The sequence below is a fragment of the Proteus cibi genome (assembly GCF_003144405.1).
GTDB classification, from domain to species: Bacteria; Pseudomonadota; Gammaproteobacteria; order Enterobacterales; family Enterobacteriaceae; genus Proteus; species Proteus cibi.
The window spans coordinates 154,453-170,393 of sequence record NZ_PENW01000010.1 but is presented as its reverse complement, the minus strand read 5'-3'; the positions used below and the strand labels follow the sequence as shown (position 1 = coordinate 170,393).

The 15,941-nt window shown below is 36.6% G+C and carries 12 protein-coding genes and 4 tRNA genes; 8 read left to right on the top strand and 8 right to left on the bottom strand.

Annotated elements, in window-relative coordinates:
- Nucleotides 1-70: 70 nt before the first annotated feature.
- From ttrB to ttrA, 3 genes are read left to right on the top strand one after another with little or no spacing between them, the layout of a single operon-like run.
- Nucleotides 71-814, top strand: coding sequence for a tetrathionate reductase subunit TtrB (gene ttrB / locus DK865_RS06455; protein WP_109391468.1), 744 nt, complete (start codon nt 71-73; stop codon nt 812-814).
- Nucleotides 811-1,839: a tetrathionate reductase subunit TtrC gene (gene ttrC / locus DK865_RS06450; RefSeq protein ID WP_109391467.1), complete on the top strand. Its 1,029-nt coding sequence runs from the start codon at nt 811-813 to the stop codon at nt 1,837-1,839. Before ttrB ends, ttrC begins: the two co-directional genes overlap by 4 nt.
- Nucleotides 1,832-4,912: a tetrathionate reductase subunit TtrA gene (gene ttrA, locus DK865_RS06445; RefSeq protein WP_023581790.1), complete on the top strand. Its 3,081-nt coding sequence runs from the start codon at nt 1,832-1,834 to the stop codon at nt 4,910-4,912. The genes ttrC and ttrA overlap by 8 nt, the downstream gene beginning before the upstream one ends.
- Before the next feature lie 269 nt (nt 4,913-5,181).
- On the opposite strand, the gene DK865_RS06440 is transcribed toward ttrA, so the two are convergent.
- The 6 genes from DK865_RS06440 to DK865_RS06415 all read right to left on the bottom strand — a co-directional run bounded on the left by DK865_RS06440 (nt 5,182) and on the right by DK865_RS06415 (nt 8,700).
- Nucleotides 5,182-5,784 carry a response regulator transcription factor gene (locus tag DK865_RS06440; RefSeq protein WP_036912684.1) on the bottom strand — a complete coding sequence of 201 codons (603 nt, stop codon included), beginning with the start codon at nt 5,782-5,784 and terminating at the stop codon, nt 5,182-5,184.
- Nucleotides 5,785-6,075: 291 nt separating this feature from the next.
- Nucleotides 6,076-6,330: a biofilm formation regulator BssS gene (gene bssS, locus DK865_RS06435; RefSeq protein WP_023581791.1), complete on the bottom strand. Its 255-nt coding sequence runs from the start codon at nt 6,328-6,330 to the stop codon at nt 6,076-6,078.
- A 211-nt stretch (nt 6,331-6,541) separates the two neighbouring features.
- Entirely contained in the window at nt 6,542-7,594 is a 1,053-nt protein-coding gene (gene pyrC, locus DK865_RS06430; protein ID WP_109391466.1) for a dihydroorotase, read from the bottom strand.
- 198 nt (nt 7,595-7,792) lie between these two features.
- A tRNA-Asn gene (locus DK865_RS06425) sits at nt 7,793-7,868 on the bottom strand.
- Between the two features lie 324 nt (nt 7,869-8,192).
- Nucleotides 8,193-8,268: transfer RNA gene (locus tag DK865_RS06420), tRNA-Asn, on the bottom strand.
- A gap of 356 nt (nt 8,269-8,624) precedes the next feature.
- Nucleotides 8,625-8,700: transfer RNA gene (locus tag DK865_RS06415), tRNA-Asn, on the bottom strand.
- Between the two features lie 294 nt (nt 8,701-8,994).
- Between DK865_RS06415 and DK865_RS06410 the strand changes: the two genes are divergently transcribed.
- Nucleotides 8,995-9,936: an AraC family transcriptional regulator gene (locus tag DK865_RS06410; protein WP_228407732.1), complete on the top strand. Its 942-nt coding sequence runs from the start codon at nt 8,995-8,997 to the stop codon at nt 9,934-9,936.
- Nucleotides 9,937-10,026: 90 nt separating this feature from the next.
- Complete coding sequence (locus DK865_RS06405) at nt 10,027-10,620, top strand: NAD(P)H-dependent oxidoreductase (RefSeq protein WP_109391465.1); 594 nt, start codon at nt 10,027-10,029, stop codon at nt 10,618-10,620.
- Between the two features lie 138 nt (nt 10,621-10,758).
- On the opposite strand, the gene DK865_RS06400 is transcribed toward DK865_RS06405, so the two are convergent.
- Together DK865_RS06400 and DK865_RS06395 are read right to left on the bottom strand one after the other, a co-directional pair.
- Nucleotides 10,759-10,834, bottom strand: a tRNA-Asn gene (locus tag DK865_RS06400).
- 156 nt (nt 10,835-10,990) lie between these two features.
- Nucleotides 10,991-11,497: a YlaC family protein gene (locus DK865_RS06395; protein WP_109391464.1), complete on the bottom strand. Its 507-nt coding sequence runs from the start codon at nt 11,495-11,497 to the stop codon at nt 10,991-10,993.
- A 455-nt stretch (nt 11,498-11,952) separates the two neighbouring features.
- Between DK865_RS06395 and cspE the strand changes: the two genes are divergently transcribed.
- From cspE to DK865_RS06380, 3 genes are all read left to right on the top strand, one after another.
- On the top strand, nt 11,953-12,165 hold the full coding sequence (gene cspE, locus DK865_RS06390) for a transcription antiterminator/RNA stability regulator CspE (RefSeq protein ID WP_004243573.1): 213 nt from the start codon (nt 11,953-11,955) through the stop codon (nt 12,163-12,165).
- Between the two features lie 110 nt (nt 12,166-12,275).
- On the top strand, nt 12,276-12,470 hold the full coding sequence (gene dsrB, locus DK865_RS06385; protein ID WP_023581794.1) for a protein DsrB: 195 nt from the start codon (nt 12,276-12,278) through the stop codon (nt 12,468-12,470).
- 404 nt (nt 12,471-12,874) lie between these two features.
- Nucleotides 12,875-13,573: an MgtC family protein gene (locus tag DK865_RS06380; RefSeq protein ID WP_072068540.1), complete on the top strand. Its 699-nt coding sequence runs from the start codon at nt 12,875-12,877 to the stop codon at nt 13,571-13,573.
- Nucleotides 13,574-15,941: the final 2,368 nt, after the last annotated feature.

The window sequence follows — 15,941 nt, the reverse complement described above, 5'->3', positions numbered from 1 at the left end:
ACATACTTTTTAATTTCTATTTCCTTCACTCATAGTGAGATTGTGTTATTGAGTGATGCTGGAGACAAATATGGATCTTGGAAAACGAAAATTTTTACAACAATTAGGGGTCCTTACTGCGGGTGCTTCAATAGTTCCTTTAGCTGAAGCCAGCATTAAATTATCACCTGAGCGTCGTGAAGGCTCGGAAGATAAACGTTACGGAATGCTGATTGATTTACGCCGTTGTGTAGGGTGCCAGTCCTGTACAGTAAGCTGTAATATTGAAAATCAGACTCCTCAAGGACAATTTAGGACGACAGTAAACCAATATCAGGTTGCTATCAAGGGGCAAGAGGGGATAACCAACGTCTTACTGCCTAGATTGTGTAACCATTGTGATGAACCACCTTGTGTACCTGTTTGCCCTGTTCAAGCGACTTTTCAACGTAAAGACGGCATTGTTGTTGTTGATAATGAACGTTGTGTTGGTTGTGCTTATTGTGTTCAAGCATGTCCTTATGATGCACGTTTTATTAATCACTCAACACAAACAGCAGATAAATGCACTTTCTGTGCACATCGCCTCGAAGTTGGATTACTGCCTGCGTGTGTGGAATCTTGTGTCGGCGGTGCGCGTATTATCGGTGATATGAAAGATCCTGATAGCACTATCAGCAAAATGCTGCGTACACACGAAAAAGAACTGAAAGTATTAAAACCAGAAAGCGGTACATTGCCACAAGTTTTCTATCTTGGCCTCGATGATGCATTTGTACAACCGTTAGTCGGTCAAGGACAACCCGCATTATGGCAGCAGGAGGTTCACTCATGATCTCGCAAGTTTCTCAAATTCAAGAAGTCATCGCGATCCCTCAAGAATATTTTTGGTTACCTTGGGCTGTGCAATATTTCTTTTTTATCGGTATTGCTTGTAGTGCAACGCTTTATGCGTGCTGGCAGTGCTGGAAAGGTCGTACAGGTAATCAACGTTTAGAAGCAGTTGCTGTATTTATTGCAGTCACTGCCGGTATTACGGCACCACTTGCTTTAACGGCAGATTTACACCAAACAGCACGTGTGTGGCATTTTTATGCTTATCCAACACCGTGGTCATGGATGGCATGGGGCTCGCTATTACTGCCGTTATTCTCAGCATTTAGCATGCTTTACTTTGCTGCGATGGTTGTTCGCTTAGTCTGGAAACGTGAATACAAATTAACGCGTTGGATAGCATTAGCTTGTTCATTAACTGCGATTGGCTTGCTGTTATACACAGGTCGTGAAGCTTCTATCTTAAAAGCAAGACCTGTGCTGTATACCTACTGGCTACCAATACTACTGTTTTTTAGTGCAATGCAAGTATTACCGACATTACTCGCATTGGGTACACGTCGTGAACCTGTACATCAGCGTGAATTAGCGATGTGGTTTGTGAGTTCGCTGATGTTATTAGCAGTATGTACGGGTTTTTGGGTTGCTGGCGATACGATTTCAGGTCAAGCAATTAGAGAACAATTAGCAATGGGAAGTCTTGGCTGGTGGAGTGCCATGGGCGTTATCGTACTATGGGGCATCTCTGTCGCGATGGGACTTTTGATGGCAAAACAAGCACGTTCGGTTGCATTTATTACCATCATGGCATTTGTATCAATGGGACTTGCGTGGGTATTACGTTGGTTAATGTTGATGGGTGCTCAATACATTCCAAAATATAACATAATTACAAACCCTTATGAGTTTACGCTAGGTAATGATGGACTGATGGCAATTGTTGGTACATTTGGATTGTGGATAGCGTTAACCATTTTATTTAGAGAAAGTATTCGTTGGGTTGTCAGGAGAGTGCAGCATGGCTAAGTTTACAAGACGTCAATGGCTTAAAGGTGGGTTAGTTATCGGTGGTATTGCCGCATTTGCTGCCAGCTACCGTGATGTTGCTAAACGTGCCATAGATGGTTTAGTTGATGGCACATCAGGCAAAGTGACACTTGATAGGATCAACGGAAACTCTTTATTACCTGAAGGTAAAGTTGTCAAAGACGCAAAATGGCAAGCAAATACAGATCAATCGGTTTGTATGACGCAATGTTTTGGTTGCTGGACACAATGCGGTGTGCGTGCTCGTGTTGATAGAGCAAATAATAAAGTTTTACGTATTGCAGGTAATCCTTATCACCCACTTTCTCATGATCATCATTTTGGCTATAACATGCCAATTAAAGAAGCATTTGAAAAAATGGGGGGGGAAAGCGGTTTAGAAAATCGCTCTACGGCTTGTGCTCGTGGTGCCACTATGATGGAAAGCCTTGATAGCCCAACACGTATTCTTGAACCGATGAAACGCGTGGGTAAACGCGGTGAAGGTAAATGGAAACGCATCAGTTTTGAGCAGTTGATCCAAGAAATTGTTGAAGGTGGCGATCTGTTTGGTGAAGGTCATGTTGATGGTTTACGTGCCATTCGTGATTTAGAGACGTTAATTGATCCAAAGCAACCCGCTTTAGGTCCTAAAGCGAACCAATTATTGATGACAAATGCGGGGGATGATGGACGTGATACGTTTATTCGTCGCTTTGCTCAAAACTCATTTGGTAGTAAAAACTTTGGTGCTCATGGCTCTTATTGTGGATTAGCGTACCGTGCTGGCTCGGGTGCGTTAATGAATGATTTAGATAAGAACGCCCACGTTAAGCCTGATTGGGATTACGTTGAATTTGCGCTATTTTTAGGAACATCACCAGCACAATCAGGTAACCCATTTAAGCGTCAAGGTCGTCAGTTAGCTAATGCGCGAATGAGAGATTCGTTTAATTATGTGGTTGTTGCACCGGCTTTACCTTTAACAACGACATTAGCCAACGATCATGGGCATTGGGTTCCTGTTCAACCAGGAACGGATGCGGCTTTGGTGATGGGGATGATCCGCTGGATCATTGAGAACAATCGCTATAATGCAGAATATCTGTCAGTACCAAGCGAAGTTTCAATGAAAAATGTGGGTGAGAAAAGCTGGACGAATGCGACTCACCTTGTGATCTGTGATGAAAAACATCCTCTGTCAGGGCAAATGCTGACCACTGCACATTTTAATGATGTTGCTGAGGGGGAAGAAGTCAACTTGGTTCTCTCACGTGAGGGTGAATTAACACCAGCAACAAAAATTGATCGTGCTGAACTGTTTGCAACGCATAAAGTTACATTAAAAACAGGTGCTGAAGTTACCGTAAAATCGAGCTTCCAATTACTTGATGAAGCCGCTAAACGTATGACACTGGCAGAATATAGTGAGCGCTGTAAAGTACCAGAAACAACAATTGTTGCATTAGGTCGAGAATTTACCGCTTATGGCCGAAAAGCTGCGGTGATCTCTCATGGCGGCATGATGGGTGGGAATGGTTTCTATACCGCGTGGAGCGTGATTATGCTTAATGCGCTAATCGGTAACTTAAACCTTAAAGGTGGGGTATCTGTTGGTGGCGGTAAGTTTAATGGTGCAACCGATGGCCCATGTTACAAAATGGATAGCTTTAAAGGTAAAGTTAAACCAAAAGGTATGGTGTTATCACGCAGTAAAGCCGCTTATGAAAAATCTGATGAGTACCGTGAGCGTGTAGAGAAAGGCGAATCTCCATACCCAGCCAAAGCACCTTGGTATCCGTTTGCTGCAGGACAATTAACTGAACAGTTAGGCTCCGCATTAGCCGGTTATCCTTATTCATTAAAAGCATGGATAACGAATATGACCAACCCTATATATGGGATTGCGGGTATTCGCCAAGTGATGGAAGAACGCTTGAAAGATCCTAAGCATTTACCTTTAATTATTGGTATTGATGCTTTTATGAATGAAACCACTGCGTTGGCGGATTATATTGTTCCAGATACGCATAACTTTGAAAGCTGGGGATTTAGTGCGCCTTGGTCTGGTGTTCAAACTAAAGCAAGTACAGCGCGCTGGCCGATTATTGAACCTCGTGTTGCAAAAACCGCAGAAGGGCAGCCAATTTCAATGGAAACATTCTGCATCGCTGTGGCAAAAGCTTTAGATTTACCCGGTTTTGGTGAAAAAGCGATTGAAGATATGGAGGGTAACTTCTATCCAATCAATAGTGCAGAAGACTATTATTTACGTGTTGCAGCCAATATGGCATTTATGGGAGAAAAACCTGTTGCACCAGCAACCAATGAAGATATTTTATTGAGTGGTGTAGACCGTATTTTACCTGCAATAACCTCAACGTTAAAAAATGAAGAAGTCCTTCAAGTTGCGTATATCTATACACGAGGGGGTCGTTTTGCACCTTATGAAAAAGCATGGAATGGTGATGAAACTGGACCACAGTGGAAAAAGCCATTACAGATTTGGAATGAAGAGGTTGCGAAAAATCATCATGCAATAACAGGTGAACGTTATAGTGGTTGCCCAACTTATTATCCACCACGTTTATCGGATGGTAGTGATATTCATCAACACTATCCTGAAGAGCAGTGGCCATTAAAATTAATGTCCTTTAAGTCTCATGTGGTGAGCAGTTCAACCAGCATGATCCAGCGTTTAAGAATGGTAAAACCGAGTAATTTAGTCGCAATTAATCCTCAAGATGGTAAAAAATGGGGTGTTAATCATGGTGATAAAGTTCGCATTGTGACACCTGGTGGACAAGTTGAAGCTGAAATTAGCTTACTTGATGGCGTAATGCCTGGCGTTCTAGCGATTGAACATGGATATGGGCATCAAGAGTTAGGCTCTCGTCAGCATTACTTAGATGAACAACCATTACCGATGGATAAAGGTATTGGCAGCGGTATCAACCTGAATGATTTAGGGTTTGCTGATCCTACACGTCAAATTACTAATACGTGGTTAGATTGGGTATCGGGTGCATCTGTGCGTCAAGGTTTACCTGCTAAGATTGAGCGCATCGCTTAATTATCAAATTGATATTTTAAATCATCACTTCACTCTCTATTAAAGAAGAGTGAAGTGATTGCCCTACAAATCAGTTTTACGTTATATCTTGTATAAGATAGGGCGCTATTAGTTTAATTATTTTAATATCATATGTACCCTACATACATAATATTATAATAAATTTAAGGTGGCAAACACGCCTATTAGCCACCTCATTTACAGTGAGTAATAATGGGAATTGGACTCCTTTTTTCTTCTATTCCTTATTTGATTGAAATTTAATAGGATTATTTCTCATATATGTATTTTAAAATATTATATATGAAAAATAATTCAATTCGATTTTTCACATTAATCTTTTCGGTAATATGCCTTTTGTGTGAATATACTGTGCTACTACTAATGGACAGTTTTTTAGCAATTTGATGATTTGGTATTTCATTCATCCAATAATTAATAATTTTTTGTTCTTGTAAACTAAAAATAGAGCATAACGAATGTTTATAGGTTGGAAAGAAAACTTGGCACCGAGAAGTAAACAATGATGTCTTTTCAAGCACCCAAGGAAGTATCTTTTTAGGGAGAATAAAACAGTTATTTGTCAATGCAATAGGTCGTTCTTTGTCTGGGTAGTTAGCATCAATGTAAAGATAAAGCCGACAGCTTTTTGTCGAAATAAAAAAAAGTTGCAAATGTGGACAATGTGCTATTTCTCGACAATATTTTGTGAGATCAATAAATATAATATCTGGCATTGAGTGATTAATATAATTATTGGCTTCTTGTATAGATGATATATCAATTATCTCATGTCTTACATTTTTTTTCGAAAAATAATGTTTTATACCATTACGAGTAAAAAAACATTCGTCAATAATTAATACTTTCACGAATAACTTCCTTGTTTGTAGCTGTTTTGATTTATTAAAATAAAGATAACCTTATTTTATGTCAATTCGGCTTATATGCTCTTTTTTTGAAGATATATCGAATAAAAATGTTATGATTATTTTTTCATTAAATGGAAGTTGATTTATTAATATAACTAATTATTAATATACAGAAGGTCGGGTTTATATGGATATAAATAACATGTAACAGAGGATTGTAGAGAAATAAAATGAGAACAGGAGTACCACGTACTCCTGCTTTGTGTTCGCTATCTTTTCTAGATCTTTTTATTAATGCTTGGTGTTGTCTGTAACAGAATCTTCAGATGACTCAATTTTATCAATACCTGCTTGAAGAATATGAATCAACTGCTTCGCGATATCTGTTGTGAGCCAAAGTGTCTTATCTACAACTGCGTTTTCTGGATGATGTTCGTTTTCAGGAAGATAATGTAAACGCAACATCATGGCATCGTAGATGTCAACGGTACTGATGTCCCAGCCTACAACAGGATGTGTCTGAATAACTTCATTTTTTCTACTCATAATACCTCCTAATCATACAACCGGTTTTGACTAAGAGAGAAGCGCCCACACAAAGTGGTTACTTTTCAGTATACGAGATTTATCGTGATTACAAAGATAAATTTTTGTTATTACAAAAAAATGTGTGCTGGCTCTGATAAAAGAGTAATGCACCATTAACAGTCGAACAAATGTTATATGGTGCATTTTAGATAAATATCAAGGGGGAGGATTAATCGACAGTGATATCCCAATGAATATTTTCATTTGCTAAGAACGGGATCAGTGCTTCATTACCACAAAGGATTTGTGCTGGAGCTTCAACCGCTTTTTCAGTTAATGTGATGGTTCCTTCATTAACGGGTAAACCATAAAAACGAGGGCCATTTAGAGAACAGAATGCTTCAAAGTGTTGTAATACATTGAGTTCTTTAAATACGGTTGCGTAAGCTGCCAGTGCAGTTGGTGCATTAAATACCCCAGCACAACCACAAGATGATTCTTTGCGATGTTGTAAGTGAGGGGCAGAATCTGTACCTAAGAAAAAGCGAGAATTTCCTGATGCAACCGCTTCTCTTAGTGCTTCTTGGTGAACGTTACGTTTAAGAATAGGTAAGCAATAGAGGTGAGGTTTTACACCACCAACCAACATATGATTGCGGTTAAACATTAAATGTTGCGGAGTAATGGTGGCACCGAGAAATTCATTTCCTTCTAATACATACTGAGCGGCTTCTTTAGTTGTAATGTGTTCAAAAACAATCTTTAGCTCAGGAAATTGTTTACGTACAGGAGACATAACGCTATCAATGAAACGTGCTTCTCTATCAAAAATATCAATACTTGAAGCCGTGACTTCGCCATGGATCAGCAATGGCATGCCGATTTTTTCCATCACACTTAAGATCGGATAAATCTTTGTAATATCAGATACACCATGGCTTGAGTTAGTTGTTGCATTTGCAGGATAAAGTTTACAAGCAGTAAAAACACCTTGTAAGAAACCTTGTTCGACTTCTGAAGGCTGTGTGCTATCTGTTAAATAGCAAGTCATTAACGGTTCGAAGTTATCTGTGGCAGGAATAGCGGCTTTGATGCGATCACGGTAAGTGCGAGCAGCTTCAATTGTTGTAACCGGTGGAACAAGGTTTGGCATGACAATAGCTCTGCCAAAGTAACGACTGGTATAAGGAACAACAGTTTTTAGCATGTCATCATCACGAAAGTGAACATGCCAATCATCAGGGCGGCGAATAGTGAGGGTGATAGGTTGTGCAGTGGTCATATACCGGCTCCGTGTGTCTTAGGAAAATCGAAAGATCAAGGATTGGATTGGACTAGATAGTCAAGCCGGAAACGTATGCTAATACGAAAACGATTAAATAGCTACCATTTAATCGCATTTTTTTATTATATTTTTGGAATGATGTAAGGTGAAACAGAGAATAAAATCAAAAGGTTACGAGGGTGACACAAAAAGAAATGGCTCCTCCAACTGGACTCGAACCAGTGACATACGGATTAACAGTCCGCCGTTCTACCGACTGAACTATGGAGGAACATCATTAAGTGGCGTGTATCATATAGTGGGTGATTTGATATGTCAAAGGACAATCGACGATATTTGTTTAAGTGCATAGATAAACAACACATTGTGTGTTTCTAAAACAGATAATCTAAAAAGGAGGCAGTGAATATTTTAAAATGATTATTTTTTCACCCTGAAAACTGAAGATAAAGATAATAAATAAAGAGATAACGTATTTCACGGGCAACGCTGAGATCTGAAAAATAAAATAGATAGAAAAATAAGAAAGGTATTGATATTTGAAAAGATGTAAAGCAAAAAGCCCGCACTGTGATAGCGCGGGCTTTTCTAAATTTGGCTCCTCCAACTGGACTTGAACCAGTGACATACGGATTAACAGTCCGCCGTTCTACCGACTGAACTATGGAGGAAGCGAGTTCTCGTGAGAACGAGACGAATAATAGCGAGGGTGATGAACTTTGTAAAGTAAAAAAAGTGAAATAATAGTTTAAGTGGTTAAAAAATAACTAGTTTATGGTTTTTAAATCAAATAAGGTGGTTTTGAGTTTAAAAAACAGTCAGTGGAATAGTGTTGATTGAAATAATCTTATAAAAACACACTCTTTTATTGATGATTTTGCACTAACACGGCATTGAAATAGCAGATACAGATAAGATGGATATGCAAAAGATATAAAAGAAATAAATAAGAAAATAGAGGAATAAAAATTACGGATAAATAGAAAGCAAAAAGCCCGCACTGTGATAGCGCGGGCTTTTCTAAATTTGGCTCCTCCAACTGGACTTGAACCAGTGACATACGGATTAACAGTCCGCCGTTCTACCGACTGAACTATGGAGGAAGCGAGTTCTCGTGAGAACGAGGCGAATAATAGCTATCCTCGCTCACCTTGTAAAGTAAAAAAATGAAAAAAATAACTGTTTGCTCAAGAGTGCATCAGATTGTTTCTTTTTTGACAAAAATGTATAAAAAATAAATGGTTATCAGTAGAAATAATATGCGAAATTATATTTCTACTGGATGAAATATGTCTTATTTTGAGAAAAACGATAAGGTATTTTTTAAAAGAGGGTTTTTCATACTGTTTAGTAATACAATCTGACGAATTCAAAGACGAGTTAAAGATCCAGAGACGATGGATACTACGAATTTATCAGTACCGATGGTATTAGAGTTTGAACAATTTAAAAAAACACTTCTTCTACATACAAAAGATAAAGAAGGGGGATGGGATACTGCCGTTTCTGGTTTAGCATTATGTCGGTATACTTCTATGACAGAGTCAGAAGGTTGGATGTATGAACCAAGTTTGGCTATTGCTGCACAAGGTGCAAAGCAGATAACAATAGGGCTAGAGACAAATTGTTATCGTCCTATGAATATGCTTCTAACATCATCAGAAATCCCCACCTTTGCTAAAGTGTGTGAAGCTTCAAAAGAAACGCCTTTTTTAGCAATATTGCTAAAATTAGATCTCACGCTATTACCTGAACTGCTAGCTGAAAATAAGTTTGAATTACTACAAGAAAATAGCCAGATCCGAGCTCAACAAATTGTTCCAGCAACCGCACCAATCTTACAAGCAGTAACAAGGCTTATAAAACTAATAGATACACCAGAGGATGCCCCTTTTATAGCCCCTTTGATCCAAAAAGAGATCCTTTATTACTTATTACGATCAAATGATGGTGCACGTCAGCAACTATTAGCATCGCAACATCCTCAGTGTCGGCAAATTAGTCATGCACTTGATTGGATTAAACAACATTATCGCAAAACCATTCGGATTGAAGATCTCACCACATTAGTGGGTATGAGCACTTCTTCATTTCATTTTCACTTTAAAAAACGAATTGGCATGACACCATTGCAATATCAAAAATGGTTACGGCTGAATGAGGCGAGAAGGATCATGTTGATTGAAATGAGTGATGTTTCTGAAGCGGCATTTATTGTGGGGTATGAAAGTCCATCACAGTTTAGTCGTGAATATCAACGATTATTTGGGTTATCACCCTTAAAAGATATTCAACGGCTAAACGTATCGGGTTCAGAAAGGATATCTTTGGATTATTAGGCAAGAATAATGGAGAAATGAGTTAAGGCAGTAATAGATAATTGCGTTACAGTCAGTTTATTAATGGTGTGTATGCAAAGGAGTTTTGAAGTGACCAATGTTTTTATTATTAATGCTGCCAAAGAGTTTGATGGTTCTGAAGGGAAACTCAACGACCATTTAACGCAAATTGCCACAGAATTGTTGTCTTCACATCAGATCAATGTGCAATCAACACGCATTGATGATGGATATGATAATGACGAAGAAGTTGAAAAATACTTATGGGCTGATGTCATTATTTATCAAATGCCAGCATGGTGGATGGAAGGTCCTTGGATCTTAAAAAAATATATTGATGATGTATTTAGTGCTGGATACGGCAAAATGTATGTTGATGATGGTCGTACACGAAAAGATCCATCGAAAAAATATGGCTCAGGTGGATTATTACAAGGAAAAAAGTATCTTCTCTCTGTAACTTGGAATGCGCCCCTTAGATCTTTTGATGAGCAAGAACAGTTTTTTGAAGGAAAAGGTATTGATGCTGTCTATTTCCCATTCCATAAAGCGAACCAATTTTTGGGTATGGAAGGATTAAAAACCTTCGGAATGTTCGATGTTGTGAAACAACCGCAAATTGAACAGGATGTTGAAGCGTATAAAAAACATCTAAAACAAGAAATTATTGGGATAGCAGATTAGGGATTTATCTTGCTAGACATTAATTAGCTATCTATTAATCAAGATATTAATACAGATTAGATTTAGGTCGCTGATTTAGATGATGAAAGTGCAGAAAACAAAAAGCCCGCACTGTAATAGCGCGGGCTTTTCTAAATTTGGCTCCTCCAACTGGACTTGAACCAGTGACATACGGATTAACAGTCCGCCGTTCTACCGACTGAACTATGGAGGAAGCGAGTTCTCTTGAGAACGAGGCGCATAATAACGATGATATATCAGAGTGTCAACGTTAAAAGTGGATTAAATATCTATTTGATTGGTTTATCGACAAAGTGGCTAAATAATAGAAGTTATTCTCCGTGTTTTTGTATGTAACACGGAGAATCAATTAGGCTTGAGAGGATAATAGTGATGCTGAAATTGATTGTTGAACGGGATCAAATGCCATCAAGTACACATCGTAAAAATGAATTTCTTGTTTTTTACTAATAATCTCGCGAATATCTTCTTTTATTTGTTGAGATATCGCAGGGTGCTGGTAGATCTCATTTATGGCGTCATCAGAGAGTTTTTCAAAGGTATACCATTCACCGTTATAGCAGACACGTAAATCGAGAACACCAATATCTTCAAATTTATAGATAGGTTTTATATCAAATAACAAGATACCCGCCATCACTAAGAACATCACCGTAAAGAGAACTAGCGAGATAACACCGAAGTAAGGCGAATAAATTAATAACGCAGCGAGTAATATATAAGAGAGAACCATGCTAATACATAACCAGATATGGTTTTTTAAAAACTGACTATTAAAATGCGGTTTTCCGTCTCTTTTTTCTGCTTTATTGATACGGTCTAAATCACGCTCTAAGATTTCTTTTAATACATTCATTGTAAACACCTTAAGAGATGAATGTTGCAAACTTGTTTCTTGTTACTAGATTATCATGGGGACAAGATAAGCGGGTAGAACAGTTTTTTTAAATTCATCTATTAACTGTTATTGTTAGTCCATTAAGAATATTCTTAGTTGTTGTTAATAATAGAGATAAAATATCAAATAAATTTTATGCACAGTGATAAAAATAGAGGAAGAATTGTATTTTTAATGTGCAATTCGCATTTTTTTAATCTTTAGACGCATAAAACTATTGCTATTAAACTTGTCTCATGCGTTAATGAGTAAGGCCTCAATACAGACCTGATTTATGATTGACATTCTAAGTTAATGAGTTTTAAACAGCATCGCTTTTTGACCGTTTTCTTCATGTGTGCCCATAAGTTATAGGTAGTTCAGGCCAGTAGATGCCGAGAAGGCAACGTTTTATTGATATATAGGAAAGTCACATGTCTGACAAAATGAAAGGTCAAGTTAAGTGGTTCAACGAGTCTAAAGGCTTTGGTTTTATTACTCCAGCAGACGGAAGCAAAGACGTATTCGTTCACTTTTCTGCCATTCAAGGTAACGGTTTCAAAACTCTGGCTGAAGGTCAGAACGTAGAATTCACAATTGAAAACGGTGCAAAAGGTCCAGCAGCTGCTAACGTAACAGCACTGTAATTTAAAGCCTTTTAAAAATTTTCTTCAAGCCTGTCACCTTATGGTGGCAGGCTTTTTCTTTATGGGTAAAATAAAGAAAAAGAGAATGATAATATTTATCAGGAGAAAATATGCAGGTTAATGATAAGGTTGTTGTGAAAACAGATGGTGTTGACGATCGTGAAGGAACGATCCTGCTTATTGAAGAATTTAATGAGGGTATAATGTATTTAATATCACTCCCTGAATACCCAAAAGGAATTTGGTTCTTTAATGAAAAAGAGGGCGGTGAAGGTACATTTGTTAGACCAATACAGCAAAAGTGACCGACGTTTAGGTTCGGTTCATTTACATTTTAAAATCCGTTTCTTATACTTTTGCCTAAATTTTAGTTAGGAGAAAGCACCTTGGATACACAAAGTTGTAGGTTAATGATAAACCCATTAACCGAGAATAATTTTATTCAAAATAATAGGTAAGCTGTTTTCTTCACTAAAACTGCTTACCATTTTGGTGGGCAGTGCATTGCAATATTCCTTTCTTATATATTCTTATTATGCACATACCCAAATGATTTCCCTTATGCAACTAAAACAAGAAGGGTAACTTCATGTGCTACATTTTTTTCTCTTTATTTCCTCCACCTAAGGCGATGAATTAATTTCAACACTCTGAATTATCAGAGCAAAATTTTCATATCGATTTTAATCATCATGTCGAGGAAATAAACATGACGATGACGCCTTATATTTTAAATCTCGTGATAGCAATGTGCCTTGGTGCTTTGATTGGTGCTGAACGCCAATGGCGACAAAGAATGGCGGGTTTAAGAACAAATGCTTTAGTTGCAACGGGTGCGGCTGTTTTTATTTTAAGTTCAATAGAAACCTCGCCAGATAGTCCTGGCAGGATCGCAGCTCAAGTTGTTTCGGGGATTGGGTTTCTTGGTGCTGGAGTGATCATGCGCGAAGGAATGAATATACGTGGACTTAATACAGCCGCAACGCTTTGGTGTTCAGCAGGAATTGGCGTGTTATGTGGCTTAGGTTTATATCAATTAGCGACTATAGCAACACTTCTTATTCTTTGTGCGAATATTTTACTACGAGAAGCCGCTCAGCGGATAAACGCTCAGCCACAACACCAAGCAATAGATATTGAGCAACGCTACTCGATACGAATTATTTGTCATGAAGAAGATGAAGTTTTAGTTAGAACACTCATTTTACAAGCCATAAATGGATTACATGTTCGATTACAGTCTTTAAGCAGTGCTGATACATTGATGCCTAGTCAGTTGGAAGTTTGTGCAGAATTGCTTGCAACACCTGTCGAGCAAAAAGAGATAGAAGCGATTGTTTGCAGAGTCAGTTTGGAAAAGAGTGTCAGTGCTATTAATTGGAAAATAGCGGCAGAGCATCCCGCTTAACAGGTCTTGTAAAGATCATCGCTTTCTTATTGAGGCTCCCTATCATTCTAGGGAGCTTTCTTTTGTCATCCAGAGACTAGGTCGATATCAAATTACAAAATTATTTCAAAAAGGAATATGAATATTGATAAAAGTTATAAAGAATATAACTTTGTAATTTGTAAGTAATAGAACTGTCATATTTCAAACGGTTATGTGGTCGGTTCTGTTTATTAGCATTGATCACATACTTCGATATGTTCTTAGTAAATCTCACATTTTTACCATTCAAACCTCAAATTATTTAGAACACAAATATAATTCTAAAACTAACTTCTATGATGTAAGTAATGAGATCTTGGTCATATCTTACGTATTATTACTGACATATAGAAATAAAGTATTTTGTTTATGTAATTATTATTTCTGTAACTATTACTTTATGGAATAAAAATAGAAAATGCATTCAAAAAAATAATTAAAATACGTAATAGGCTGGAATATATTCATTTTCGTTTTAATAAAAGCAAACATTTTTACCTAAATTGATTAATGTGCAATTATTTGTATTGTGGTTAACCCGTATATAATGAGTTGTGAATGAAAAATGTTGGATAGCGTTTGAGTATAATTGATGTGGTTTCTCATCTTTATTAATCGCTCGTTTTAGACTGATTTGATTTATCTCTGTTTATTTTGTTTTTAATAATTAGAACCAGCTAAAAAAAGTAAGCGATTGCCACTCATGGTTTACATATTAAATGAGGCACTTAGGCGTATTGTAGGACAAAAAATCGTTATTAAGGTGCTTAGTGCAGTATAGAATTTTGGTTGAAAATCGATGTTTTCCATTGATTACATTGGATTTTTTTTTAATATCTGAATTATACTCTCAAATTATTTCAATGTATTTGGTGAAAGTTTTACCAATATTTTTTATCGAATTTAATTTAAGTGTGATTTTTTGAGTAATGTTTTTAATTTAATCAAATTAAACTTGCAAAAAATGGGGAAGAATTCAGGAAAATGGTGAGTTTAGACTGCTACAGTAAAGCTGATGAATTGCTGTGGTACGTTGTTTGTAATCACTAATCATTGATGAATGAAAATCTTTTGAAAAATTGTAGGATTTTTTGTAAAGACCATGTAGGAAAAATGATACCAACAAGTAATCTTATAATAAGAGTAGAAAAAACACACCACCCGTTCCATTCAGTAAAATAATAATTTCAAAACTATATTATTTATAACTTTGTCAAGGATGTAAATCTTACTTATTACAGAAGGAGAATTATCTTAGCACGAAATGGATTTGCCATTAGTATTTGCTGTGAAAATATATATAAAGGATAATTGTGGCATTGACCTTTTTCGATATACCAAAAAAGATAAAGCCAAGTATAAAAGGAACGCTCATTTAAAAAGTGACGGGTATAAAAGGGCGAACAATCATTTCATGTTTACTTACTAAAAACGATGTAACTCAATTCAATAGAATTGATAGCAATACACAAAGTATTTGCATTCACGCCATGAATAATCTCAATTATTACTTTTGAAAAATACGGTTACACTATTTTTCAAAACCTGCCTTTTCTAAAAATTTAGAATACTTTTAGGGTATAAAATACTAAGCACTGTTATTGGTTTTTAAGATTAATCTAATAAATGAGATATAAGTCTTGATTATTTAGATATATCAATATTTTTATTAGGTTTTGATAGAGCGGAAAAATCTTTTAAAACTCAGAATTACTCATAAAAAGGGTAATCAAATGAGCCAAGTTAATGGTTAGAGTAGAAAAATATTTAGAGATATATTTTAGTGCGTTAAGTAAAAATATACTGATATTGAAATCGGTATACGCTCTTAAGCCCGTCAATATCAACTTTTGTTAAGTAATGGTGTTGTTACGAAGTCAGCACTTTTGGTTCTGTAATGTCTTGAGACTTGTGCTAGCTAGGTTAAAAAAAAGAGTCTAACCGCATGATAGGAAAGAAAGTGAAACAATGCTCATCATTTGTAAGAGTAAAACAAATTGCTGTTAAGGCTGCTTTAAGAGCAAAAGGTAACATTTGATATTTTTTAGTTCGCACAAATGTTAATAGAATAATCAATAAGATGTTATTTCGATCATATTTATTTTTCTGGCTTTACATTGAAAAAGTCGATGTATACAAGTGTTAACCTCGGGTGCTACATCTGCCATTGTCACTATTTATTGCCTTGAGATAATGTGGATAACGGGAAAAACAGAATTTATATTTTGTCTTATTATTTTATGAATTAATTACTTTGTATTGAAGATCTTGGGATCTTTTTTTATGAAATTGAAATTTATATTTCAAAAAATGTCTTTTTTTATAAAAAAAAAGGTGTGTGATATAA

Excerpts from the sequence above, each read along its gene's own strand:
- DK865_RS06410 (WP_228407732.1), top strand. The coding sequence starts at position 8,995 with ATGGATACTACGAATTTATCAGTACCGATGGTATTAGAGTTTGAACAA.
- pyrC (WP_109391466.1), bottom strand. The coding sequence starts at position 7,594 with ATGACCACTGCACAACCTATCACCCTCACTATTCGCCGCCCTGATGAT.
- DK865_RS06380 (WP_072068540.1), top strand. The coding sequence starts at position 12,875 with ATGACGATGACGCCTTATATTTTAAATCTCGTGATAGCAATGTGCCTT.
- ttrB (WP_109391468.1), top strand. The coding sequence starts at position 71 with ATGGATCTTGGAAAACGAAAATTTTTACAACAATTAGGGGTCCTTACT.
- cspE (WP_004243573.1), top strand. The coding sequence starts at position 11,953 with ATGTCTGACAAAATGAAAGGTCAAGTTAAGTGGTTCAACGAGTCTAAA.
- ttrA (WP_023581790.1), top strand. The coding sequence starts at position 1,832 with ATGGCTAAGTTTACAAGACGTCAATGGCTTAAAGGTGGGTTAGTTATC.
- dsrB (WP_023581794.1), top strand. The coding sequence starts at position 12,276 with ATGCAGGTTAATGATAAGGTTGTTGTGAAAACAGATGGTGTTGACGAT.
- ttrC (WP_109391467.1), top strand. The coding sequence starts at position 811 with ATGATCTCGCAAGTTTCTCAAATTCAAGAAGTCATCGCGATCCCTCAA.
- DK865_RS06395 (WP_109391464.1), bottom strand. The coding sequence starts at position 11,497 with ATGAATGTATTAAAAGAAATCTTAGAGCGTGATTTAGACCGTATCAAT.
- bssS (WP_023581791.1), bottom strand. The coding sequence starts at position 6,330 with ATGAGTAGAAAAAATGAAGTTATTCAGACACATCCTGTTGTAGGCTGG.